Here is a 22,287-nt window from a genome sequence, read left to right on the forward strand (position 1 = left end):
GCACGTGTGCGTCAGCAGATCGACTGGCTGCTGTTCACCAGGCGGTTGTTGCGGAACGTCGTGTTCTCGCCGCAGGGGCTCTCGCGGATCGAGGAGTTCGTCACCGTCAGGTTCTGGACGGTGATGTCGCGGTTGTTCGCGAACTCCGTGCGTGCCGCCAGGCGGATCTCGCCGCCGCCCGTGACGGTGCCGCTCTGGGCGGCGAGGTTCACGTTGTAGCAGTTCTCGATGAGGATCGCGTTGTTGCCCGTGTTCGAGAGCGTGACCCGGTCGATCGTCGCGCCGCCGCTCTCCGACACGCAGAACACGCCCCGTCCGCCGCCGCGCGCGACGACCTCGCCGACGCGGATGTTGGTGGCGTAGGAGCTGCCGATACGGCCGTTGCGGTTGGCCATGCGGAAGGCGGCGTACCCGGTGCCGGTGCCCGCGTTCTCCGCGTCCACCTTGGAGACGGTGGCGTTGACGGTCTCGTTCAGCAGCAGGCCCGACTCGCCCACGTTGCGGGCGGTCACCGTGCCGATGGTGAGGCCGTCGACGCCGTACGTCTCCACGGCGTGGCTGGACGCGCCGGAGACGTACACGTTGTCGATGCGGACGTTGCGCGTCCACTGGCTGGTGTCGCCGCGGTTGTCGATGCGGACGCCGAGGCCGCGTGAGAGGCGCATGTCGATCTGGCCGAGGACGACGTTCTGCACGTTGCGCATGAAGATGCCGTACAGCGGGGCGCCGGTGACGTTGAGGTGCTGCACCTCGATGTCGCGGGTGCCGCGGGAGTAGACGGGGGCCTGGTCGCCCGAGCCGCTGCCGGTGACGTTGATGGTGCCGCAGACGTCGAGGGTCGTATAGCTCGGCAGGGAGATGCGGGAACCGGCGGAGATCGAGCCCGAGCCGCGGACCACGACCCGTTCCTTGCTGGTGCGGCCGGAGGACAGGCTGCTGATCGCGGCCTGCACGGCCGCGCGCATGTCGCTGCCGGTGTAGACCGTGCTGCTGCCGCGCCGGGCGGTCCAGGTGCTGCCGCTCAGTACGGCCTCGGCCTGGTAGGAGCCGTCGCCGCAGGCCGCGGCGCGGGCGGGGGCGGGAGCGGTGGCGGTGGGGGCGGCCGTGGGGGCGGCCGCGGCGGGGCCGGTCATGAGGCCGGCCGCGGTGAGGAGTGCGGTGGCGCCGGCTGCTGCGAGAAGTGCGGCTCTGCGTCCCATGGGTCCTCTGCTTCTGTCGTCGAAACGATTCGACTGAATCGATTCATCCTGCGGGGGGCGCAGAGTTTGGCAAGGGCATGGCAAGGAGTCAAGCGGTCCGGGCCGCCGTGACGGGAGCCGGCGGGCCGTCTGCGGGAGACTCGGACGTATGCGGACTGCGTACAGCGTGGAGACGGTCAGGGCGGCGGAGCGGGAACTGATGGCACGGCTGCCGGAGGGGGCGCTGATGCAGCGCGCCGCCGCCGGTCTCGCCGCGGCCTGCGCGGATGTGCTGGGGCGGGTCTACGGCAGCAGGGTCGTCCTGCTCGTCGGCAGCGGGGACAACGGCGGTGACGCCCTGTACGCCGGGGCCAGGCTCGCCCGGCGGGGCGCGGGCGTGCACGCGGTGCTGCTCGCGCCGGAGCGTGCGCATGCCGGGGGGCTAGCGGCGTTGCGCCGGGCGGGTGGGCGCGTGGCGGGGGCGGATGGTGCGGACGGGCTGATCGGGCGGGCCGATCTCGTCGTCGACGGGATCGTCGGGATCGGGGGCAGGGGCGGGCTGCGGCCCGACGCGGTGCCGCTCGCCGACGCGGCCCGGCGGGCGCGGGCCGCCGTGGTCGCCGTCGATCTGCCGAGCGGGGTCGACGCCGACACGGGGGAGGTACGGGGCGCGGCCGTGCGGGCCGATCTGACGGTGACGTTCGGGACGCACAAGCCGGGGCTGCTGATCGATCCGGCGCGGGAGTACGCGGGGTCGGTGCGGCTGGTCGACATCGGGCTGTCGCTGCCGGACGAGGCCGGGCTGGAGGCGTTGCAGCACGCGGACGTGGCCCGGCTGCTGCCGGTGCCGGGGGCCGAGAGCGACAAGTACCGGCGGGGGGTCGTCGGGATCGCGGCCGGGTCCGCGCGGTATCCCGGCGCTGCGGTGCTCGCGGTGGCGGGGGCGCTGCGGGGCGGGGCGGGGGCGGTGCGGTACGTCGGGCCCGCCGGGGACGCGGTGATCTCCCGCTTCCCGGAGACGCTGGTGTCGGACGGGGGACCGAAACACGCCGGGCGGGTGCAGGCGTGGGTGGTCGGGCCGGGGGCCGGGGACGACGCGGCGACGGTCGCCGAGGTGCTGGCGGCGGATGTGCCGGTGCTGATCGACGCGGACGGGCTGCGGCTGGCGGAGGCCGCGGCGGTACGGGGGCGGGGGGCGCCGACGTTGATGACGCCGCATGCGGGGGAGGCGGCGGCGCTGCTGGGGGTCGATCGGGGGGAGGTCGAGGCGGGGCGGCTGGGGGCCGTGCGGGAGCTGGCGGGGCGGTATGGGGCGACCGTGCTGTTGAAGGGGTCCACGACCCTGATCGCGTCCTCGGACGGTGGGGCCGTCCGGGTCAATCCGACGGGGACGTCGTGGCTCGCCACGGCGGGGAGTGGGGATGTGCTGTCCGGGCTGGCGGGGTCGCTGCTGGCGGCGGGGTTGTCGGCGGTGGACGCGGGGAGTGCGGGGGCGTATCTGCACGGGCTGGCGGGGCGGTTCGCGGCGGACGGGGCGCCGATGGGGGCGCACGATGTGGCGGAGGGGATCGCGGGGGCGTGGCGGAGTGTGGTGCGGGGGTGAGGGGGGTGGGGTTTTCGCCCCCGCCGCCCCTTCCCGTCCCGACCCGGGGGCGCTGCCCCCGGACCCCCGCTCCTCAACCGCCGGAGGGGCTGTTCTCAGCCCGTACAGGGCGCAGCCCCCCGGAGACGGGGCTCTGAGAGACTGGGCCGGATGAACGAGACAGTTGCCCCGGGGGGTGCGGCGTTGCGGGCCCGCGCCGAGATCGACCTTGCCGCCGTGCGGGCCAATGTAGAGGTCCTGCGCGCGCAGGCGCCAGGCGCCGCGTTCATGGCCGTGGTCAAGGCCGACGGGTACGGGCACGGTGCCGCCCCCTGCGCGCGGGCCGCTGTCGAGGCCGGGGCGACCTGGCTGGGCACCGCCACCCCGCAGGAGGCGCTCGCGCTGCGCGCGCCCGGGGCCGGGGTGCCGGACGACGTACGGATCATGTGCTGGCTGTGGACGCCCGGCGGGCCCTGGCGGGAAGCGGTCGAGGCCAATCTCGACGTGTCCCTGAGCGGCATGTGGGCGCTCGACGAGGTCATGGAGGCCGCCCGGCTCGCCGGACGGCCCGCGCGGGTGCAGCTCAAGGCCGACACCGGACTCGGGCGCGGCGGCTGCCAGCCCGGCGACGACTGGACGGAACTGGTCGAGGGGGCGCTGCGCGCCGAGGCCGCGGGGCTGGTGCGCGTCACCGGCCTGTGGTCGCACTTCGCCTGCGCCGACGAGCCGGGCCATCCCTCCATCGCCCCCCAGCTCACCCGGTTCCGGGAGATGATCGCGTACGCGCAGGGGCGCGGCGTCGACCCCGAGGTGCGGCACATCGCCAACTCGCCCGCCACGCTCACCCTCCCCGAGAGCCACTTCGACCTCGTGCGCCCCGGCATCGCGATGTACGGCGTCTCGCCCAGCCCCGAGATCGGCGCCCCCGCCGACCTGGGCCTGCACCCGGCGATGACCCTGTCCGCGTCGCTGGCCCTGGTGAAGCACGTCCCGGCCGGGCACGGCGTCAGCTACGGCCACCACTACGTCACCCCGGGCGCCACCACCCTCGGCCTCGTCCCGCTCGGCTACGCGGACGGCATCCCGCGTCACGCCTCCTCCACCGGCCCGGTGCTGGTCGAGGGCAAGTGGCGTACGGTCGCCGGGCGGGTCGCGATGGACCAGTTCGTCGTGGACCTGGGCGGGGACGAGCCGGGGCCGGGCGCCGAGGCGGTCCTGTTCGGGCCCGGTGACCGCGGTGAGCCCACCGCCGAGGACTGGGCGCAGGCGGCCGGGACCATCGGGTACGAGATCGTCACCCGGATCGGAAGCCGCGTCCCGCGTGTCTACGTCAACGAGGGGAGCGGGACGTGAGCGAGGCCGGCGGGGGCTGGCGCCGGGCCACCGGGGTCGCGGGCGTCGCGCTGGGCGTGCTCGCCACCGGGGCCGCCGCGGGCGTCGCGATAGAGCGGATGACGGTCGGCCGGGGCATGCGCAAGAAGGCCCGGCTCGCCCTCGACTCGGCGGGACCGTACGGCGCGCTGCGCGGCACACCCGGCAAGGCGTACGCCGACGACGGCACCGAGCTGTACTACGAGGCCGACGACCTCGACCCGGCCCCGGCCCCCGAGCGTCGGCGCCGGCTGTTCGGGCGCCGGGCGCCCGCCCCGGTCACCGTCGTCTTCAGCCACGGCTACTGCCTCAACCAGGACTGCTGGCACTTCCAGCGGGCCGCGCTGCGGGGTGTCGTACGGACCGTGTACTGGGACCAGCGCAGCCACGGCAGGTCGGCGCGCGGCGCGGCGCAGCTGGAGCGGGGCGAGCCGGTCAGCATCGAGCAGCTGGGGCGGGACCTGAAGGCCGTCATCGACGCGGCGGCGCCCGAGGGGCCGCTGGTGCTGGTCGGCCACTCCATGGGCGGGATGACGGTGATGGCCCTCGCCGACCAGTACCCGGAGCTGATCGCGGAGCGGGTGGTGGGCGTCGCCCTGGTCGGTACGTCGCCGGGGCGGCTCGGCGAGGTCAACTTCGGGCTGCCGGTGGCCGGGGTCAACGCGGTGCGGCGGGTGCTGCCGGGGGTGCTGAAGGCGCTGGGGCAGCGGGCCGAACTGGTGGAGAAGGGGCGCCGGGCCACCGCGGACCTGTTCGCGGGGATCATCAAGCGGTACTCGTTCGCGTCCCGGGACGTGGACCCGGCCGTCGCCCGGTTCGCCGAGCGGATGATCGAGGGCACGCCGATCGACGTGGTCGCCGAGTACTACCCGGCGTTCGACGCCCACGACAAGACCGAGGCCCTCGCCCGCTTCGCCGGCCTGCCGGTGCTGGTGCTGGCCGGGGTGGACGACCTCGTCACGCCCAGCGAGCACAGCGAGGAGATCGCCGGTCTGCTCCCCGAGGCGGAACTGGTGCTGGTCCCGGACGCCGGACACCTGGTGATGCTGGAGCACCCGGAGGTGGTGATAGACCGCCTCGCCGACCTGCTGACCCGCGCGGGCGCGGTGCCCGCAGGGGCTACCGTTAAGGGCTATGGAAGCAGCAGCACCGCACGACCCGGCTGAACCGAGCGCGAACTCCACCGGGCTGACCGTCACCTCCCCCGAGCAGATGCGCGAACTGGGGCGCAGGCTGGCCAAGTTGCTGCGCGCCGGTGATCTGGTGCTGCTCTCGGGCGAGCTGGGCGCGGGCAAGACGACCCTGACCCGGGGCCTCGGCGAGGGGCTCGGGGTGCGGGGCGCGGTCACGTCGCCGACGTTCGTGATCGCCCGGGTGCATCCGTCGCTGGGCGACGGTCCGCCGCTGGTGCACGTGGACGCGTACCGGCTGTCGGGCGGTCTGGACGAGATGGAGGACCTCGACCTCGACGTCTCGCTGCCGGAGTCGGTGATCGTCGTGGAGTGGGGCGAGGGCAAGGTCGAGGAGCTGACCGACGACCGGCTTCAGCTCGTCATCCACCGTGCGGTCGGAGACACCACGGACGAGGTGCGCGAGGTGACCGTGACCGGACTGGGCGGGCGCTGGGCGGCGACGGACCTGACCGTGTTGTCGGCCTAGACACCACGGGCTCTACGCGGCCTCGCGGTGATCCTTCGCCGGTTCGGCGGCGGGCAGGGGATCCGGTGCGCGGGGCGGGGTGGAGACCGCGGCGGCCGCGGCGCAGGACGCCAGCAGGTCACGCATCGAGATCCCGGAGACCGGCTGGGGCCGCGAATCCGCCGGGGTGCGGCGGGCGCTCTGGTGGGCCGGCATGGACGCCTCCTGAAGGACGGGGGCGGATGTGGTTAGGTAGACCTAACCACGGGCTGGATACCATGTGACCACGCCCGGGAGGCCGAACGCAACATTTTGCCGACGTCTTGTCGGAACGTATGGACCGCGTCCACGCCGTCGGTCCCGGACGCGCACACCGCGGCGCGGGGAAGGGACGCGAGGGCTCAAGGGGCTCGGGCTCAGGGAACGACGACGACCGTCCGCCCGATCGTCGCGAACTTCCACATCGCCCTGCCGTCCGCCCGGGTCTCGCGGATCCCGCCCGTCCGCTCCTCGGGGTCGAGCTGCGGCGCCGAGCCGTCGACCGCCGCGCTGAACCCGATCGCCGTGCCCCCGACGGAGGCGAAACGCACGACGTGCTCGATCGGGACCCCGTCCGATCCGGTGACCGCCCCGGACCGGGACGTGACGCGGTAGGCGCCCGGTTCCGGGTCCACCGTGCTGGGGCTGACCCCGAAGGTGCGCCGCACCTCGCCCTTCTCCCCGACGAGCCACACCCGGTCCTTGTCCAGGGCGTACACGATCCGTTCGCCCGTCCCCGACCGCGCGGGGAGGGCGGCCGGGCCGTCGCGGTGGTCCTTGCGGACCCCCGCGGGGGTGCCGGCGGACGGGTGGCGCAGATCGGCCGGGACGCTCACCGCCGCCTGATGGCCGAGGTAGCCGACCGTCACGAGGGCCGCCGCGGTCAGCCCCGCCACGATCGCCGCACTGCTCCCTGCCACCGTCGTCACCCCTGTCCGGCTCTGTCCTGTTATGTACGTACGCTGCCGCGACCGTAGCAGGAGGTGACCGGCCGACCCGTGCGGCCGTGGGCGGGGCGTGGGAGCCGTAGGCTGTTTGCGTGCTCTTGCTCGCTCTGGATACCGCCACCCCAGCCGTCACCGTCGCGCTGCACGACGGCCGCGACGTCATCGCCTCGTCCAGTCAGGTGGACGCCCGCCGCCACGGTGAGCTGCTGCTCCCGGCGGTCGACCGGGTGCTCACCGGGGCGGGGCTGCGGCTCGACGCCGTCACCGGGATCGTCGTCGGCGTCGGACCCGGCCCGTACACCGGGCTGCGCGTCGGCCTGATGACCGCGGACACCTTCGGGCTCGCGCTGGGCGTCCCCGTGCACGGCGTGTGCACGCTCGACGGCCTCGCCTACGCGGCCGACCTGGAGGGCCCCTTCGTGGTGGCGACCGACGCCCGCCGCAAGGAGGTCTACTGGGCGCGCTACGCCGACTCCCGCACCCGGCTCACCGAGCCCGCGGTGGACCGGCCCGCCGACATCGCGGAGCAGGTCGCGGGCCTGCCCGCGGTCGGGGCCGGCGCGCTGCTCTACCCCGACACCTTCCCCAGGGCCCACGAGCCGGAGCATGTCTCCGCCGCCGCCCTGGCCCGGCTCGCCGCCGAGCGGCTCGCGGCCGGCGAGGAACTGCCCGAGCCCCGGCCGCTGTATCTGCGCCGGCCCGATGCCCAGGTCCCCAAGAACTACAAGGTGGTCACCCCCAAGTGACCGGATCCGAGACAGCCGTGCTGCGCGAGATGCGCTGGTGGGACATCGACGCCGTACTGGACCTCGAGCGGGACCTGTTCCCCGAGGACGCCTGGTCGCGCGGGATGTTCTGGTCCGAGCTGGCCCATGCGCGCGGGCCCGGCGCCACCCGGCGCTATGTGGTCGCCGAGGAGGACGGGCGGCTCGTCGGCTACGCCGGCCTCACCACCTCCGGTGCGGAGGGCGAGGGCGAGGGCGAGGGCGGCGGCAGTGTCGCCGCGGCCGACGTGCAGACCATCGCCGTCAGCCGCGACCACTGGGGCACCGGCCTCGGTTCGCGGCTGCTGACCGAGCTGCTGCGGGCGGCGACGGCCTTCGAATGCGTCGAGGTGCTGCTGGAGTGCCGGGTCGACAACGTCCGCGCCCAGAAGCTCTACGAGCGCTTCGGCTTCGAGACCATCGGCGTACGGCGCGGCTACTACCAGCCGGGGAACGTGGACGCCCTGGTGATGCGGCTGACCGACCCCTCCACCTCTGTGAACCCGGCGGCCTCCGCCGACGGGAACGGCGTACAAGGAACTGAGACCCATGGCTGACGAACCCCTGGTCCTGGGGATCGAGACCTCCTGCGACGAGACCGGCGTCGGCATCGTCCGAGGGACCACCCTGCTGGCGGACGCCGTCGCCTCCAGCGTCGACGAGCACGCCCGCTTCGGCGGCGTCGTCCCGGAGGTGGCGAGCCGCGCCCACCTGGAGGCGATGGTCCCCACCATCGGGCGGGCGCTGAAGGAGGCGGGCGTCAGCGCCCGCGACCTCGACGGCATCGCCGTCACCGCGGGCCCCGGACTCGCGGGCGCGCTGCTGGTCGGCGTCTCGGCGGCGAAGGCGTACGCGTACGCGCTGGGCAAGCCGCTGTACGGCGTCAACCACCTGGCCTCGCACATCTGCGTCGACCAGCTGGAGCACGGCACGCTGCCCGAGCCGACGATGGCGCTGCTGGTCTCCGGCGGCCACTCCTCCCTCCTGCTCTCCACGGACATCACCTCCGACGTCCGCCCGCTCGGCGCGACCATCGACGACGCGGCCGGCGAGGCCTTCGACAAGATCGCCCGTGTGCTGAACCTCGGCTTCCCCGGCGGACCGGTCATCGACCGCTACGCCCGTGAGGGCGACCCGAAAGCGATCGCGTTCCCGCGCGGGCTCACCGGCCCGCGCGACCCGGCGTACGACTTCTCCTTCTCCGGGCTGAAGACGGCCGTGGCCCGGTGGATCGAGGCGAAGCGGGCGGCGGGGGAGGAGGTCCCGGTACGTGACGTGTCGGCGTCCTTCCAGGAGGCGGTCGTCGACGTCCTCACCCGTAAGGCCGTACGGGCCTGCAAGGACGAGGGCGTCGACCATCTGATGATCGGCGGCGGGGTGGCCGCCAACTCCCGCCTGCGGGCGCTCGCCCAGGAACGCTGCGAGGCGGCCGGCATCCGGCTCCGCGTGCCACGCCCCAAGCTGTGCACGGACAACGGCGCGATGGTCGCGGCGCTGGGCGCGGAGATGGTCGCCCGTAACCGGGCCCCCTCCGACTGGGACCTGTCGGCCGACTCCTCCCTCCCCGTGACGGATCCGCACGTGCCCGGACACGACCACGTCCACGAGGTCAGCAAGGAGAACCTGTACTCGTGACCGTCGCCCTGATGTGGGAGGCCCGCGCCCTCCCCGGCCGCTCCTCGGACCTCCTCGCCTGGACGGAGGAACGCGCCCGCGAACTCCCGCGGCGCCCCCTGCGCCGCGAGTCCTTCCGCGCCCCCGAGGACCGCGTCCTGGTCATCACGTGGTGGGACGCCCCGTACGACGCCGACCTCCCGGAACTCCCGGAACCGGACAGCGACCTGATCGCCCGTCCGGTGCACCGGTGGCGGTTCGAGTCGCTGGGGGGCGTCTGACCGCACGAGGTGTGACGGGCGCGGGTGACCGCTCGCCGGCGGTTCTCCCCGGCAGAGTCAGGTCGCCGAATGTTGCGGGAGGTCGGGCGAATGTTCCGGAAGTCCGCGGCCTCCGGAGGTCTTCGGCTATGGAGCCCGCGGGGTTACGATCGCCGCCATGACTTCCCCGCAGCCCGCAGAAACCCGGACGCAAGGGCGCCGTACCCAGACGGCGACCCTCGCCGAGATCGCCCGTGAGGCGGGTGTCTCGGCGCCGACTGTTTCGAAGGTCCTCAACGGTCGTGCCGATGTCGCCCCCGCCACCCGGAGCCGGGTCGAGGGACTGCTGCGCGCCCACGGCTACCGGCGCCGGCGTGCCGAGGCCACCCGCTCGCCCCTGATCGACCTCGTCTTCCACGAACTGGAGAGCGCCTGGGCGATGGAGGTCATCCGGGGCGTGGAGAACGTGGCCCGGGACGCGGGTCTGAGCGTCGTCCTCTCCGAGAGCGCGGGCCGTCTCACACCCGGCCGCACCTGGGCCGACCAGGTCGCCGCCCGCCGCCCGCACGGGGTGATCCTCGTCCTGTCCGGCCTCGACGAGTCGGGGCGTGCCCTGCTGACCAGCCGTTCCATCCCGTTCGTGGTGATGGACCCGGCCGGCGACCCGGGCACCGACGTGCCGTCCATCGGCGCGACCAACTGGCAGGGCGGGCTCGCCGCCACCCGGCACCTGGTCGAACTGGGCCACACCCGGATCGGCGCGATCAGCGGACCCACACGGATGATGTGCAGCCGCGCCCGCGTCGACGGCTACCGGGCCGCCCTGGAGACCGCCGGGCTGCCGGTCGACCCCCAGCTGATCATGACCGGCGACTTCCATCACGAGGCCGGCTACCGGCAGGGCCTCGCCCTGCTGCGCCGCGAGGACCGGCCCACCGCGGTGTTCGCCGGCAACGACCTCCAGGCCCTCGGTCTGTACGAGGCCGCGCGCGAGCTGGGGCTGCGGATCCCGGAGGACCTGAGCGTGGTCGGGTTCGACGATCTGCCGGTGGCCCGCTGGGTGGGCCCGCCGCTGACGACCGTGCGGCAGCCGCTGACGGAGATGGCGGAGGCGGCGGCCAAGCTGGTTCTCAGCCTGGGCAAGGACGAGGACCCGGCGGCGGCGACCCGGGTGGAGCTGGCGACGAGTCTGGTGGTGCGGAGCAGTACGGCGGCGCCCTCGGGGGCATGAGCCGGTCGAAAGTTTCGGGGGTGGTGGATGTCGTACCGGAAGTCTGAGAATTTCCCAAGAAAACTGCCCGCGGGGCGCTGCTCGCCATAATTCGGACTTATGTTCCTGCCCGTGAGGGGACAGGGACATGAGAAGAGTGACGGGACTGGGGACGACGGGGACGACGGGGGCATACGGCCCCGTCGGCGGGCGCGGGCACTGAAGATCACGGGGCTGGCGCTGGCAGGGCTGCTGGTCCTGGGCGCGGGAGCGGCGGGCTGGGTCTACTGGCAGCTCAACGACAACATCAGGAGCGTCGACATCAACAGCGCGCTGGGCGACGACCGCCCGGCGAAGGCCGTACCCACCCCTTCTCCGTCCGCCACGGCCGCGCCCCTGCCGACGGAACCCCTGAACATCCTCGTCCTCGGCTCGGACTCGCGCAGCGGCGAGGAGAACCAGGCGCTCGGCGGCGGGGACAGCGGCGGCGCCCGCTCCGACACGGCGATGGTCGTGCACCTCGACGCGGGCCGCACCGGCGCGACCGTGGTCAGCATCCCCCGCGACACCCTTGTCGACCGGCCCTCCTGCCCGCTGGAGGACGGGGAGTCGACGCGTGCGGCCTCCGGGGTCATGTTCAACACCGCGTACGAGGTGGGCGGTCCGGTGTGTGCCGTGAAGACCGTGGAGACGCTCACGGACGTCCGTATGGACCACTACATCGAGATCGACTTCGCCGGTTTCGCCCGCCTCGTGGACGCGCTCGGCGGGGTCACCGTCACCACCGAGGAGGACATCGACGACGACCGGAGCCATCTCACCCTCGACGCCGGCACCCACCACCTCGACGGGAAGGACGCCCTCGCCCTGGCCCGCACCCGGTACGGCATCGGCGACGGCAGCGACCTCGGCCGCATCCCGCTCCAGCACCAGCTGGTGAAGGCCCTGCTGGAACAGGTCTCGCGGCAGAACCTGCTGACCAGCCCCACCCGCCTGTACGACGTCGCCGACACGGTCACCGGCAGCCTCACCGCCGACACCGGCCTGGACTCCCTCCCCGAACTGACCCGCCTCGCCCAGAGCCTGCGCGACCTCCCCTCCGACGAGGTCACCACCCTCACCATGCCGGTCGTCCCGTCCACCTGGGACCCCAACCGCGTGGTGCCGGACGAGCCGGAGGCGGGGGAGCTGTGGGCTTCGCTGAGGTGAGTGATCACCCGTTCGGCTGATCGGTGTCGATCTTGGCGCGCCGTGTGCTCCGAACTCGTAGCGTCACCGTGTCGCTTGTGCCGCAGTGGCGCCCGCGCCCACACGTGAAGGAGGAGGTGCTTCTCGATGACCGCTCTCGCAGAAGAGGTGGCCCCGGTGATGGTGGACGAGCCCGACGGGGCCGTGCTCGTCCTGACGTCGCCCGACCCGAAGAAGGCCAAGTACGCGGACGAGCACCGGGTCCCCTACGGCATCGACGCGGTGATCCCGGAGGGACCGGCCAAGGGTTTCGCGATCGGCAAGGAGATCGTCGCGTTCTGAGCGGGCCCGGCCCGGTGTGTCACCGCACCGGGTGGCCCAGGAGCATCGTCGGGGCGCCCGCGACGCGGGTGAGGAAGACCGTGAGCGACGCGGTGCCGTGGGGTTTGGGGAGGACTTTGCGGCGGAGTTCCTCCGGTTCCACCGCCGAGCCGCGTTTCTTGACGGTCAGGACGCCGACTTCGCGCTCGCGCAGGAGCGCCTTCAGCTTCTTGACGTTGAACGGGAGTTGGCCGGTGATCTCGTAGGCGTTGGCGTACGGGGTGGTGTGGGCCTCGTCGGCGGTGATGTAGGCGATGGTCGGGTCGATCAGGCCGCCCTCCAGTTCCTCGGCCACCTCGGCGACCAGGTGGGCGCGGATGACGGCGCCGTCGGGCTCGTACAAGTACCGTCCGACCGGGCGTACTCCGGGGTCGGGGAGCGCGGTGTCGGGGGTCACGTAAATGCCGGCTCCGGCGGGCAGCAGCGTCGCCCGCCGCGCCCCCGGTGTCACGTCCCGGCCGAACCACAGCATGGCCTCCTTCACGTCCCCGCCGTCCGAGACCCACTCGGCGGTCGCGGCCCCGGGGATCGCCTCGTGCGGAATGCCGGGAGCGATCTTCAGCAGCCCGAGCGGAGCCCCGAGCGCGGCGGACACGGCCCAGGACAGGGGCGGGGAGTAGGCCTCCGGGTCGAAGATCCGGCCGCGCCCGGAGGAACGCCGGGCCGGGTCGACGAACACGGCGTCGCAGCCGGCCGTGTCCACCTCCGTCACATCCGCCTCGCGCACCTCGATCAGTTCGGCCAGGCCGAGCGCGTCGGCGTTCGCGCGGGCCGCCGCGCAGGTCAGCGGGTCCCGGTCGACGGCCAGCACCCGGATCCCGGCGCGGGCGAGCGCGATCGCGTCCCCGCCGATCCCGCAGCACAGGTCGGCGACCGACCGCACCCCGAGCGCGTGCAGACACTCCGCCCGGTACGTCGCCACGGTCGCCCGCGTCGACTGCTCCACCCCGTTGGGCGTGAAGAACATCCGCGCGGCGTCCCGTTCCCCGAACTTGGCCACCGCCCGCTGCCGCAGCCGTGCCTGGCCCAGCGCCGCCGACACGAGTTCGGCGGGGTGCTCGCGGCGCAGCCGGGTCGCGACGGCGAGTTCGTGCGCCGGGTCGGTGTCGCGCACCTCGTCGAGGAGGGCGCGGCCTTCGGGGGTGAGGAGGGAGGCGAGGTCGTTCACCGGGTCATTGTGGGCCAGTCGGTGGACCGTATGCCTCCGGCCGCGGTGTCGGGCCGGGTCCGGACGGTGCGGCTGCGAGGATCCGGCCCCATGCGAGCAGTACGACAAAACGATAAAAAGTGGCCATTCGGTGGAGTACGGATCGGCCTCGCGGTGGTCGCTCTCGCCTCGATCGCGGCGGGCTGCGGACAGGGGCAGGGCGGCGGCAGCGGCGCCCCGGCCGGACCGGCGGCCGGCCCGCCCCTGAAGGCTCCCCCGGCCCGCGCGCTCGACGACTACGCCACCAGGCTGCGTGCCGCGCACACCGCGAGGGCCGCCGCCGCGAAACGCTGGGGGCTGAAACGGGTGCCGCTGACCGCCCCGCCGCCCCCGGCGAAGAAGCCGGAGATCACCACCCGCGAGGGCTTCGAGGTCGACGGACACCGCCGGCTGGGACTCCCGCCGGTCTTCACCACGATCCCCACCGAGAAGAAGATCCTCTTCCTCACCATCGACGACGGCGACGAGAAGGACCCAGCGTTCCTGCGGATGATGAGCGAGCTGAAGATCCCGTACAGCGCCTTCCTCAGCGACTACCTCGTCAAGGAGGACTACGGCTACTTCAGGAAGATGCGGGACCGCGGCGTCTCCCTGCACAACCACACGCTCCACCACCCCTATCTGCCGGACCTCTCCCACGCCCGCCAGAAGCGCGAGATCTGCGGCATGCAGAAGATCATCGAGAAGCGGTACGGCGAACGGCCCGTCCTCTTCCGGCCGCCCTACGGCAACTACAACAAGGACACCCTGCGCGTCGCGAAGTCCTGCGGCATCACCCATGTCCCGCTCTGGAACGAGGAGGTCTTCGTCGACCACTGGGAGTACCGGGAATGGGACCGCGAACTGCACCCCGGCGACATCGTCCTCACCCACTTCCGCGGCCGCGACACCTGGAAGGGCACGATGCCGGACATGGTCCGCCGCTTCCTCGACAAGGTCACGGCGGAGGGGTACGCGGTGGCCCGCCTGGAGGACTACCTGTGAGGGCCGGGCGGCCGGCGGGCAGTCCGCGGGGCCGGTACGGGGCAGCCCGCCCGCCGGGCCCCGGACCCGGACTCCGGGCGCGGGCCGGGCTGCTGGGGGCCGCCCTACTGGTCCTGATCGCCGGATGCGGTACGCCGGGCAGCGGGGCCGGGGCCGGGTCCGGGGGCGGTGCGGAGCGGTCGCCCGGGGCCGGTCCGGTGGCCTCCGGCGGCCTCCCGCCGGTCATCGACCGCGTCCCCACCCGTGACCGGGTCGTCTTCCTCACCTACGACGACGGTGCCGAACGCGACCCCGGCTTCATCGACCTCGTACGCGAACGCGCGCTCCCCGTCAGCCTGTTCCTCACGGACAGCGTGACCGGCCCCGGCTACGCCCACTTCGCCCGCCTGCGCGCGGTCGGCGCGAGCCTGCAGAACCACACCCTCGACCACCGCGCCCTGCGCGGCCTGCCCTACGCCGGTCAGCGCGCCGAGATCTGCGGCCAGCAGCGCAAGCTCCGGTCCCGCTTCGGCGTCCGCGCCACCCTCTTCCGCCCGCCCTACGGCACGTACGACGCCACCACCCTGAAGGCGGCCGCCGACTGCGGCATCCGGGCCGTCATCGCCTCCCGGGCCACCCTGGAGACCGACGGCCACCTCACCTACACCGCCGGCCCCCAGCGGCTGAACCCCGGCGACATCATCGCCGTACCGTCGGTGGAGACCCCGTCACTGACACTGGCGGAACGGACGGCACGGCTGCTGGAGGAACTGGAGGAACGGGGACTGAAGGTGGGCAAGCTGGAGACCTACGTGTCACGCATCAGCCCGTCTGGGGGTACCCCCTCTGGGGGAGTTTGAGGACGAGGCCCGTTCAGGGCCGAAGGGGGGCCTGGGGGCGCAGCCCCCAGCGACGGTCACTGCGACACCGCATGCCGCACACAAGGGTGATGACAACCCACCCACCCCCGCGACGCGCCGCAGGCAACTGGCACTCCGCTTGACCGAGTGCTAATCACAGTCATAGTCTCAGTTCTGGCACTCCCCACTGGAGAGTGCCAATGCGCGACGGGCAGGTCCGGCACCCGCGACGACGGATCCACCTGGTCGCCACCTCAGACAGTTAACCCCGTGAGATCTCCGAAGGGGGAGGTCGGATCGTGACGACCACCAGCTCCAAGGTTGCCATCAAGCCGCTCGAGGACCGCATCGTGGTCCAGCCGCTCGACGCCGAGCAGACCACCGCCTCTGGCCTGGTCATTCCGGACACCGCCAAGGAGAAGCCCCAGGAGGGCGTCGTCCTGGCCGTGGGCCCGGGCCGCTTCGAGAACGGCGAGCGCCTGCCGCTCGACGTCAAGACCGGTGACATCGTGCTGTACAGCAAGTACGGCGGCACCGAGGTGAAGTACAACGGCGAGGAGTACCTCGTCCTCTCGGCTCGCGACGTCCTCGCGATCATCGAGAAGTAGTTCACCCGCTTCACCGGCTTCACCCGCTTCCACACCGAAGCACCTTGCTTTTGAGCTGCGCCCCGGGCCCCCGCGACCTTATGAAGCCGGGCGTCAGGGGCGCAGTTCGTTTCACCCACGTTTTCCGAGAGGGCTGAACCGCTCCCATGGCGAAGATCCTGAAGTTCGACGAGGACGCCCGTCGCGCCCTCGAGCGCGGCGTCAACAAGCTTGCCGACACGGTCAAGGTGACGATCGGCCCCAAGGGCCGCAACGTCGTCATCGACAAGAAGTTCGGCGCCCCCACCATCACCAACGACGGTGTCACGATCGCCCGTGAGGTGGAGATCGAGGACCCGTACGAGAACCTCGGCGCGCAGCTGGTGAAGGAGGTGGCGACCAAGACCAACGACATCGCGGGTGACGGCACCACCACCGCCACCGTGCTGGCCCAGGCGCTGGTCCGCGAGGGCCTGAAGAACGTCGCCGCGGGTGCCTCCCCGGCGCTGCTGAAGAAGGGCATCGACGCCGCCGTCGCCGCGGTATCCGAGGACCTGCTCGCCTCGGCCCGCCCGATCGACGAGAAGTCCGACATCGCCGCCGTCGCCGCGCTGTCCGCCCAGGACCAGCAGGTCGGCGAGCTCATCGCCGAGGCGATGGACAAGGTCGGCAAGGACGGTGTCATCACCGTCGAGGAGTCCAACACCTTCGGCCTGGAGCTGGACTTCACCGAGGGCATGGCCTTCGACAAGGGCTACCTGTCCCCGTACTTCGTGACCGACCAGGAGCGTATGGAGGCCGTCCTCGACGACCCGTACATCCTGATCACCCAGGGCAAGATCGGCTCCATCGCGGAGCTGCTGCCGCTGCTGGAGAAGGTCATCCAGGCCAACGCCTCCAAGCCGCTGCTGATCATCGCCGAGGACGTCGAGGGCGAGGCCCTGTCGACCCTGGTGGTCAACAAGATCCGCGGCACGTTCAACGCGGTCGCCGTCAAGGCGCCCGGCTTCGGTGACCGCCGCAAGGCGATGCTGCAGGACATGGCCGTCCTCACCGGCGCCACGGTCGTCTCCGAGGAGGTCGGCCTCAAGCTCGACCAGGTCGGCCTGGACGTGCTCGGCTCCGCCCGCCGTGTCACCGTCACCAAGGACGACACCACGGTCGTCGACGGTGCCGGCGAGAAGGCGGACGTGCAGGGCCGCGTCGGCCAGATCAAGGCCGAGATCGAGTCCACGGACTCCGACTGGGACCGCGAGAAGCTCCAGGAGCGCCTCGCGAAGCTGGCCGGCGGCGTGTGCGTGATCAAGGTCGGCGCCGCCACCGAGGTGGAGCTGAAGGAGAAGAAGCACCGTCTGGAGGACGCCATCTCCGCGACCCGCGCCGCGGTCGAGGAGGGCATCGTCTCCGGTGGTGGCTCCGCGCTCGTCCACGCCGTCAAGGTCCTCGAGGGCAACCTCGACAAGACCGGCGACGAGGCCACCGGTGTCGCGGTCGTCCGCAAGGCCGCCGTCGAGCCGCTGCGCTGGATCGCCGAGAACGCCGGCCTCGAGGGCTACGTCATCGTCTCCAAGGTCGCCGAGCTCGAGAAGGGCAACGGCTACAACGCCGCCACCGGCGAGTACGGCGACCTGGTCAAGGCCGGCGTCATCGACCCGGTCAAGGTGACCCGCTCCGCCCTGGAGAACGCCGCCTCCATCGCCTCCCTGCTGCTCACGACCGAGACCCTGGTCGTCGAGAAGAAGGAAGAGGAGGAGCCGGCCGCCGCCGCCGGTGGCCACGGCCACTCCCACTGACGACAGATCACGTCGCCAGAGCCTGAGTGAAGGCCCGGCGGCCCCCGAAACGGGGCTGCCGGGCCTTCGCCGTACCCGCGAGTCCCCGGATCCTGGAACCGCCGGACGGCACGCCGGCGACTTATCGGTGGAGAACAGGCCCGATGCAGGAGGGGGACACGATGAGCCAGGTGCTCTACGCCGAACGGTCCCGGAACCCGCTGGCGCGGACCGCGGAACTCACCGAGGACCGGCTGCGCAGGGGCGCGCGGACGACACCGCTGGACGAGCTGAACCTCGGTGCCATGGCCGAGGCGTACCTACGGGGCCGCTGGCTCGGCGGCGGCGGCACCGAACGCCCGCTGGACCAGCTGCCGCAGGGCCCCGGCGCCGTCCCGGTCACGCGCGTGACCGGCACCACCAAGCCCCTCCCGGTGCGCCGGACCGCCGAGTTCGCCCGCGCGCTGGGCGAACTCGCGGTACGCAGGTGCGGCGGCCCGGAACAGGTGGCCGCCCTCGCCGCACGGGCGCGGGCCGAGGGCGTACCGCTGTGGATGGCGCGCCGCTTCGCGCCGGGTCCCGCCGGACCGATCACCGTCGTCGTGGACCGCCGCCTGGTCCAGGCCGATGTCTGGGGCCCGCACGCCCCCGCCGTCCGGCTCCGGGCACCGTACGGCTACCTTGCGCACCCCCACGACCCGAGCGGCGGCCTCGTACTGACCGTCGGTCCGGTCCACGCGCGGCTCGAACTCCGCCGCACGTTCCGCAAGTCCAGGAGCAGCGTCGAGATCGGCACCCCCGAACGGCACTGGACGCTGCGGCGCGCGAACGCGGAGAGCTCCTGGCTGCTCCGCGACGACCACCGGGTCGCCCTGCTGACCCGGCCGCCCCGCCGCGCCGAACCGGCCCCCGGCACGGTGCTGCTGCCCCTGGCCGCCGTGCACCACGAGAGCCCCGACCCGCTGGACGCCGTGATGGCCCACGCGGTCGCCGTCTCCTTCGGCCTCGGCGACACCACGGGCACGGCCCGCTTCCGCCCACGCCGGCCCACGACCGACGACACCCCCACCTGGGACACCTCCTGGTTCAGCAACCTCGGCCGGGGCCGGGACGACAACGAACCCGGCGGCGGCGACGGCTGGGGCAGCGACGGCGGAGACGGCGGCGACGGGGGCGGCGGCGGAGACGGCGGTGGCGGCGACGGGGGTGGCGGCGGGGGCGGCGACTAGCGCAGCGCCACCGTCCCAAAGCCGCTGAACACACTCGTCATCACGAGGACCGGCGCGTGGGGGACGCCGTGGTACAGCGGGCGGGGGAAGTTCGGGTTGATCGCGATCCGGAAGGTCATCGCGCCGAGATGGCCGACGCCGACGAGCAGCCCGAGCACCGCGGCGTCCCCATGCCCGTGATGTCGAGCGCCTCGACGAGCACGGCAAAGGAGGTCGTGATCATCAAGGCCCGGTACCACTCCGGACGGACGGGCTTCCTGGTTCAGTCGTGAACCGGCCCGGCGGGCACCACGGCCCACACCGTCTTGCCGGGGGCGCCGGGGCGGGCGGCCGTCCCCCACTCCTCGGCCAGGGCGGCGACGAGGAGGAGCCCCCGTCCGCCGTCCTCCCCGGTACCGGCGTCCCGCGCCTCGGGCAGCCGCTCGCCCCGCGCGTCGCTGACCTCGACGCGTACGTGCCCGCCGTCCTCCCTGCTGAGCCGCAGCTCGGCGTCCCGGCCGGGCACCCGGCCATGGGTGACGGCGTTGGCGGTCAGTTCGCCCACGATCAACTCGACGGAGTCGTGCGCCGGGGTGCCGTACCGCCACCCCCAGGCGTCCATCTGGCAGGACGCGAGCCGGCGGGCGAGCCGCGCACCGCGCGGGGACGGACTGAAGCGGAACGAGAGCACGCGCTGATCGGCGAGCGGGAGCGGCAGCCCGGACCGCCGCTCCGTGCGGGGGGAAGTGGTCATGTCCCGAAGATCCCGCGCCCGCCCCTTCGCCCACCAGCTACGACGCCCCCACTGCGGCCGTCTGTCGGGGCGCCGGGCGAGGCTGTCGGACCTGTCGGGGCGCACGTCCGTCGACCTGTTCCGCCGAGGTCGCCATTCGTAGAAGGCGGAATCCCCCTACAGCATATTGTTGAATTGACGACTGCCGCTGTCCCCTGAGAAAAATTTGAGCTTTCCAGGCGCGAAGATCAGCCATTATATTTCGCTGATGTGCCCGGTTTGGGTGACTGGGAGAGTCCCCTGTGGGAGACAGGCGCCCATTGTCCGCATTTTCTCGTCGGGTGGTTCCGGCCACTCGCTAAAAGCGTCTGTCGGCCGAGCCCGGTCCTGGTTACTGTCCATTTCGCCTCCAGGACTCCTGGAGGCGCGGGCACTGCCCAGCGCACACGGTTTCCAGGCCATGAGGTGCGCCGGGCGTCATGCCCGCACCGACCAGCAAGGGGACATGCTAGTGAAGTCCAGACTTTCCCGCATCAGTGCAGCCACCTTCCTTGTGGCACTCGCTCTCGGCGCCGGCGCGCCGCACGCCGTTGCCTCCGCGGCAGGTGAGGACCTGCCGAACGACGAGGTCCTGCTCGGCGTCGAGATCGAGGGCCAAGAACTCGAGGAAGACCTGCCCCTCCCCGGCGAACCCGAGGACGCGGTCACGCCGGGGTCGGACCTGCCCGATGTGGAGCCGGAGAGACTCGAATGCAAGCCCGGCTGGTTCTTCAAGATTACCCAGAACAAGAAGAACACCATGTCCGTCAAGTACTCGACCTTCGTCGAGAACAAGACGCCCCGAACCCTTGATTTCAAGTTCACCTCCAAGAAGTCCGGGACGACCGAGGTCGGAGGGTCGGTGACGCTCAGCACGGAGATGAAGGTCGCGGTCCTCGGCTCCATCAAGGGTGAAATCAACGCCAACGCCAAGAAGAGCTGGACCTCGGAGATCGGCGTCGAGACCTACGGAAAGGTTCCCGCCAAGAGCATCGTGTACGGCGACTACGGAATCCTGAAGGAAAAGGTCTACGGGTACAAGTACCACCGCGGCAGCGCCTGCCAGAAGTCCAACAAGCGGTACATGACCGTCTGGGCCCCGTACAGGGAAGGCTGGCGCGTCAGCTAGCCCTCGCGCCCGGCCCTGACACCGGGGCCGGGCACCCCGCCCTCACTCCCGGGAGACCCGTTGCGTCGCTCCGTACTCACTGCTGCCGCCCTGGCCACACTGTTCCTCGCCGGAGGCTGCTCCGACGAGCCCGAGGCGAAGCGTCCGAGCCCCACCGCTCCGACAGCTTCCTCCAGCAAGCCCACACCGTCACCCGCCACACAACCACCCCTCCTGGACCTGCCCCGGAACGCGCAGACCCTGGTAGCCGAGACCACCGGCGACAAGGACCGGGAACTGCCCGAATTCACCCCGGAGGAAGGCGCCTACACCCTCTACGTGGTGTGTGAGGGCGAGGGCGAGGTCTCGATCGTGGACCGAGACAGCAGCAACCCCCGCCCGGTCACATGCAACGGGGTGCACACCGTGGGCGTCGTCTACGAGGACAAGAAGCCCCAGCACCTCAGGATCCAGGTGACCGGCGGAACGTCCATCTGGAGGATCGCGGTGATCTCCGGAAACCACCAGCCCTGACACAGCCCCCCGACCGCTGACGGCGCTCCAGGAGAACAACCGGGCCCGTGGAAGGCGTCGAGCAGCACGGGGGAGGTGATGTGCATGTTGGTGGTCAGACGATGACCGTGCGCTGCGGTGGGGGCGGCGCGCAGCGACTGGCGCTGGCAGACGACGAGTTGAGGCAGCGTCGGCAGAGGGTCTCGTCGCCGACGGGCCGGAAGAGCGTCGCTTGCGTGTGGTCGCCCTCGCATTCGCGGAGGGTGGCGAGGCGGCTCGGCGGGCGTTCGGCGGCCGGGGTGGCGTCGGGGAGGACCCGGGTGGGTGGCACGTCGCGGAGCAGGTAGCGCAGGAGGCCGCCGGGGCGGTGGACCGGGGTGCCGTCGCCGGGGAGGCCGCGCAGGATGTGGGTGCGGACGGCGGTGGGGGTGTGGCCCGCCGCGAGCCAGCGGGAGACGAGGCGGGCCAACTCGTCGTGCATGCCCCGGGGGATGCGGTTGAGGTCCGGGGAGAGGCGGGGGAGGGCGGCGACCAGGGTGCGGGCGGTTTCGGACCTCTCGGCTGCCTCTGGTGCCGGGTCCGGCTCCCGCTCCGGCTCGGCGGGATGGTGGGAGGTGTTTTCCCCGGGGTCTTTTCTTGGATGACCGTCGGTGGGCGGAGAGGTCGGAGCACCGGCCGCCGGAATGCGGGGACTCGGAGCGACCTGCGGCGACGCGTCGGCGGCGGGCGCGTGTACGGGCATCCGGGCGAGGATCTTTGCGGCCTCGGCGTCGTTCAACGGCACGTTGGAGACGAGCTGTTGGGTGACCCAGTGACCGCCGGGCCCCTGAAGTCGCCGCTCGTGCACGAACCCCTCCTCCTTGAGCTGCCGCTTGGCCCGCGTGAAGGCGCACGCGCCGATGCGGGCGCGCTCGGCGGTGCGCGACAGGGGCTCACGCGCCCCGCCGGGGAGGGAGAGCTGCCAGGTCAGCAGCCGCACGGCGTCGGAGGACAGCCGGGGGTGCCGGATGAGGTCGTGGGAGAACTGCGTGAAGGCGCGCGGGGGCGCGATATGGTGCCGGTAAATCACGGTGGAGTCGCTTTCCACTGGTGGTTCAAGGCCCTCGCGGACGGGTGCAACCGGCC

The 22,287-nt window shown here is 72.4% G+C and carries 25 protein-coding genes; 18 read left to right on the top strand and 7 right to left on the bottom strand.

What is annotated here, in order from left to right; translation table 11 throughout:
• Nucleotides 1-11 precede the first annotated feature (11 nt).
• On the bottom strand, nt 12-1,199 hold the full coding sequence (locus tag IF28_RS0118080; protein ID WP_030221082.1) for a hypothetical protein: 1,188 nt from the start codon (nt 1,197-1,199) through the stop codon (nt 12-14).
• 148 nt (nt 1,200-1,347) lie between these two features.
• Between IF28_RS0118080 and IF28_RS0118085 the strand changes: the two genes are divergently transcribed.
• The 4 genes from IF28_RS0118085 to tsaE all read left to right on the top strand — a co-directional run bounded on the left by IF28_RS0118085 (nt 1,348) and on the right by tsaE (nt 5,790).
• Nucleotides 1,348-2,781, top strand: coding sequence for a bifunctional ADP-dependent NAD(P)H-hydrate dehydratase/NAD(P)H-hydrate epimerase (locus IF28_RS0118085; RefSeq protein ID WP_030221085.1), 1,434 nt, complete (start codon nt 1,348-1,350; stop codon nt 2,779-2,781).
• Between the two features lie 150 nt (nt 2,782-2,931).
• Nucleotides 2,932-4,113, top strand: a complete 1,182-nt coding sequence (gene alr, locus IF28_RS0118090; RefSeq protein WP_030221088.1) for an alanine racemase — start codon at nt 2,932-2,934, stop codon at nt 4,111-4,113.
• Nucleotides 4,110-5,297 (top strand): alpha/beta fold hydrolase, encoded by a 1,188-nt coding sequence (locus IF28_RS0118095; protein ID WP_030221092.1) that lies wholly within the window; start codon nt 4,110-4,112, stop codon nt 5,295-5,297. The genes alr and IF28_RS0118095 overlap by 4 nt, the downstream gene beginning before the upstream one ends.
• The gene (gene tsaE / locus IF28_RS0118100) at nt 5,266-5,790 is read left to right on the top strand and encodes a tRNA (adenosine(37)-N6)-threonylcarbamoyltransferase complex ATPase subunit type 1 TsaE (RefSeq protein ID WP_030221093.1); all 525 of its coding nucleotides are present in this window, start codon (nt 5,266-5,268) and stop codon (nt 5,788-5,790) included. The genes IF28_RS0118095 and tsaE overlap by 32 nt, the downstream gene beginning before the upstream one ends.
• A gap of 12 nt (nt 5,791-5,802) precedes the next feature.
• Here tsaE and IF28_RS0118105 read toward each other — a convergent pair whose 3' ends face one another.
• Both IF28_RS0118105 and IF28_RS0118110 read right to left on the bottom strand, forming a co-directional pair.
• Nucleotides 5,803-5,985, bottom strand: a complete 183-nt coding sequence (locus IF28_RS0118105; protein ID WP_030221094.1) for a hypothetical protein — start codon at nt 5,983-5,985, stop codon at nt 5,803-5,805.
• 200 nt (nt 5,986-6,185) lie between these two features.
• A complete protein-coding gene (locus tag IF28_RS0118110) occupies nt 6,186-6,728 on the bottom strand; it encodes a hypothetical protein (RefSeq protein ID WP_030221096.1) in 543 nt (180 codons plus the stop codon).
• Nucleotides 6,729-6,847: 119 nt separating this feature from the next.
• Between IF28_RS0118110 and tsaB the strand changes: the two genes are divergently transcribed.
• The 7 genes from tsaB to IF28_RS39230 all read left to right on the top strand — a co-directional run bounded on the left by tsaB (nt 6,848) and on the right by IF28_RS39230 (nt 12,133).
• The gene (gene tsaB / locus IF28_RS0118115) at nt 6,848-7,501 is read left to right on the top strand and encodes a tRNA (adenosine(37)-N6)-threonylcarbamoyltransferase complex dimerization subunit type 1 TsaB (RefSeq protein ID WP_030221099.1); all 654 of its coding nucleotides are present in this window, start codon (nt 6,848-6,850) and stop codon (nt 7,499-7,501) included.
• A complete protein-coding gene (gene rimI / locus IF28_RS0118120) occupies nt 7,498-8,076 on the top strand; it encodes a ribosomal protein S18-alanine N-acetyltransferase (RefSeq protein ID WP_030221102.1) in 579 nt (192 codons plus the stop codon). Before tsaB ends, rimI begins: the two co-directional genes overlap by 4 nt.
• Nucleotides 8,069-9,154, top strand: a complete 1,086-nt coding sequence (gene tsaD, locus IF28_RS0118125) for a tRNA (adenosine(37)-N6)-threonylcarbamoyltransferase complex transferase subunit TsaD (protein ID WP_030221106.1) — start codon at nt 8,069-8,071, stop codon at nt 9,152-9,154. The genes rimI and tsaD overlap by 8 nt, the downstream gene beginning before the upstream one ends.
• On the top strand, nt 9,151-9,414 hold the full coding sequence (locus IF28_RS0118130) for a hypothetical protein (RefSeq protein WP_030221109.1): 264 nt from the start codon (nt 9,151-9,153) through the stop codon (nt 9,412-9,414). The genes tsaD and IF28_RS0118130 overlap by 4 nt, the downstream gene beginning before the upstream one ends.
• 157 nt (nt 9,415-9,571) lie before the next feature.
• Nucleotides 9,572-10,624 (top strand): LacI family DNA-binding transcriptional regulator, encoded by a 1,053-nt coding sequence (locus IF28_RS0118135; RefSeq protein ID WP_030221113.1) that lies wholly within the window; start codon nt 9,572-9,574, stop codon nt 10,622-10,624.
• A 99-nt stretch (nt 10,625-10,723) separates the two neighbouring features.
• On the top strand, nt 10,724-11,812 hold the full coding sequence (locus IF28_RS0118140) for an LCP family protein (protein ID WP_106982080.1): 1,089 nt from the start codon (nt 10,724-10,726) through the stop codon (nt 11,810-11,812).
• Nucleotides 11,813-11,938: 126 nt separating this feature from the next.
• Nucleotides 11,939-12,133, top strand: coding sequence for a hypothetical protein (locus IF28_RS39230; protein WP_234325237.1), 195 nt, complete (start codon nt 11,939-11,941; stop codon nt 12,131-12,133).
• Between the two features lie 19 nt (nt 12,134-12,152).
• Here IF28_RS39230 and IF28_RS0118150 read toward each other — a convergent pair whose 3' ends face one another.
• A complete protein-coding gene (locus tag IF28_RS0118150) occupies nt 12,153-13,340 on the bottom strand; it encodes a class I SAM-dependent methyltransferase (protein WP_030221120.1) in 1,188 nt (395 codons plus the stop codon).
• Between the two features lie 90 nt (nt 13,341-13,430).
• Between IF28_RS0118150 and IF28_RS0118155 the strand changes: the two genes are divergently transcribed.
• The 5 genes from IF28_RS0118155 (at nt 13,431) to IF28_RS39470 (ending at nt 18,790) form a co-directional block, all read left to right on the top strand.
• On the top strand, nt 13,431-14,363 hold the full coding sequence (locus tag IF28_RS0118155; RefSeq protein ID WP_078621242.1) for a polysaccharide deacetylase family protein: 933 nt from the start codon (nt 13,431-13,433) through the stop codon (nt 14,361-14,363).
• Nucleotides 14,360-15,202 carry a polysaccharide deacetylase family protein gene (locus IF28_RS0118160; protein ID WP_420713780.1) on the top strand — a complete coding sequence of 281 codons (843 nt, stop codon included), beginning with the start codon at nt 14,360-14,362 and terminating at the stop codon, nt 15,200-15,202. The genes IF28_RS0118155 and IF28_RS0118160 overlap by 4 nt, the downstream gene beginning before the upstream one ends.
• 299 nt (nt 15,203-15,501) lie before the next feature.
• Nucleotides 15,502-15,810: a co-chaperone GroES gene (gene groES, locus IF28_RS0118165; RefSeq protein WP_003998759.1), complete on the top strand. Its 309-nt coding sequence runs from the start codon at nt 15,502-15,504 to the stop codon at nt 15,808-15,810.
• A 146-nt stretch (nt 15,811-15,956) separates the two neighbouring features.
• Nucleotides 15,957-17,582, top strand: a complete 1,626-nt coding sequence (groL, locus tag IF28_RS0118170; protein ID WP_030221131.1) for a chaperonin GroEL — start codon at nt 15,957-15,959, stop codon at nt 17,580-17,582.
• Between the two features lie 161 nt (nt 17,583-17,743).
• Nucleotides 17,744-18,790, top strand: a complete 1,047-nt coding sequence (locus IF28_RS39470; protein WP_030221135.1) for a hypothetical protein — start codon at nt 17,744-17,746, stop codon at nt 18,788-18,790.
• Here IF28_RS39470 and IF28_RS39235 read toward each other — a convergent pair.
• Nucleotides 18,787-18,948 (bottom strand): hypothetical protein, encoded by a 162-nt coding sequence (locus IF28_RS39235; RefSeq protein ID WP_158713696.1) that lies wholly within the window; start codon nt 18,946-18,948, stop codon nt 18,787-18,789. The two genes, IF28_RS39470 and IF28_RS39235, sit on opposite strands and share 4 nt — an antisense overlap.
• A gap of 104 nt (nt 18,949-19,052) precedes the next feature.
• On the bottom strand, nt 19,053-19,523 hold the full coding sequence (locus tag IF28_RS0118190) for an ATP-binding protein (RefSeq protein ID WP_051713781.1): 471 nt from the start codon (nt 19,521-19,523) through the stop codon (nt 19,053-19,055).
• Nucleotides 19,524-20,007: 484 nt separating this feature from the next.
• Here IF28_RS0118190 and IF28_RS0118195 point away from each other — a divergent pair, with 484 nt between their 5' ends.
• Nucleotides 20,008-20,670 (top strand): hypothetical protein, encoded by a 663-nt coding sequence (locus IF28_RS0118195; RefSeq protein ID WP_158713697.1) that lies wholly within the window; start codon nt 20,008-20,010, stop codon nt 20,668-20,670.
• Between the two features lie 60 nt (nt 20,671-20,730).
• Nucleotides 20,731-21,183, top strand: a complete 453-nt coding sequence (locus IF28_RS0118200; RefSeq protein ID WP_030221143.1) for a hypothetical protein — start codon at nt 20,731-20,733, stop codon at nt 21,181-21,183.
• A 94-nt stretch (nt 21,184-21,277) separates the two neighbouring features.
• Here the strand turns inward: IF28_RS0118200 and IF28_RS0118205 are convergent, their stop codons facing one another.
• Entirely contained in the window at nt 21,278-22,231 is a 954-nt protein-coding gene (locus IF28_RS0118205; RefSeq protein ID WP_051713789.1) for a hypothetical protein, read from the bottom strand.
• Nucleotides 22,232-22,287: the final 56 nt, after the last annotated feature.

It is taken from the genome of Streptomyces sp. NRRL WC-3626 (assembly GCF_000718785.1).
GTDB lineage: Bacteria > Actinomycetota > Actinomycetes > Streptomycetales > Streptomycetaceae > Streptomyces > Streptomyces edwardsiae.

What these genes read in the sequence shown, in the direction of transcription:
- IF28_RS0118080 (WP_030221082.1), bottom strand. Translation starts at nt 1,199, where the DNA reads ATGGGACGCAGAGCCGCACTTCTCGCAGCAGCCGGCGCCACCGCACTC.
- IF28_RS0118085 (WP_030221085.1), top strand. Translation starts at nt 1,348, where the DNA reads ATGCGGACTGCGTACAGCGTGGAGACGGTCAGGGCGGCGGAGCGGGAA.
- alr (WP_030221088.1), top strand. Translation starts at nt 2,932, where the DNA reads ATGAACGAGACAGTTGCCCCGGGGGGTGCGGCGTTGCGGGCCCGCGCC.
- tsaE (WP_030221093.1), top strand. Translation starts at nt 5,266, where the DNA reads ATGGAAGCAGCAGCACCGCACGACCCGGCTGAACCGAGCGCGAACTCC.
- IF28_RS0118105 (WP_030221094.1), bottom strand. Translation starts at nt 5,985, where the DNA reads ATGCCGGCCCACCAGAGCGCCCGCCGCACCCCGGCGGATTCGCGGCCC.
- tsaD (WP_030221106.1), top strand. Translation starts at nt 8,069, where the DNA reads ATGGCTGACGAACCCCTGGTCCTGGGGATCGAGACCTCCTGCGACGAG.
- IF28_RS0118135 (WP_030221113.1), top strand. Translation starts at nt 9,572, where the DNA reads ATGACTTCCCCGCAGCCCGCAGAAACCCGGACGCAAGGGCGCCGTACC.
- IF28_RS0118140 (WP_106982080.1), top strand. Translation starts at nt 10,724, where the DNA reads ATGTTCCTGCCCGTGAGGGGACAGGGACATGAGAAGAGTGACGGGACT.
- IF28_RS39230 (WP_234325237.1), top strand. Translation starts at nt 11,939, where the DNA reads ATGACCGCTCTCGCAGAAGAGGTGGCCCCGGTGATGGTGGACGAGCCC.
- IF28_RS0118155 (WP_078621242.1), top strand. Translation starts at nt 13,431, where the DNA reads ATGCGAGCAGTACGACAAAACGATAAAAAGTGGCCATTCGGTGGAGTA.
- groL (WP_030221131.1), top strand. Translation starts at nt 15,957, where the DNA reads ATGGCGAAGATCCTGAAGTTCGACGAGGACGCCCGTCGCGCCCTCGAG.
- IF28_RS39470 (WP_030221135.1), top strand. Translation starts at nt 17,744, where the DNA reads ATGAGCCAGGTGCTCTACGCCGAACGGTCCCGGAACCCGCTGGCGCGG.
- IF28_RS0118190 (WP_051713781.1), bottom strand. Translation starts at nt 19,523, where the DNA reads ATGACCACTTCCCCCCGCACGGAGCGGCGGTCCGGGCTGCCGCTCCCG.
- IF28_RS0118195 (WP_158713697.1), top strand. Translation starts at nt 20,008, where the DNA reads ATGCTAGTGAAGTCCAGACTTTCCCGCATCAGTGCAGCCACCTTCCTT.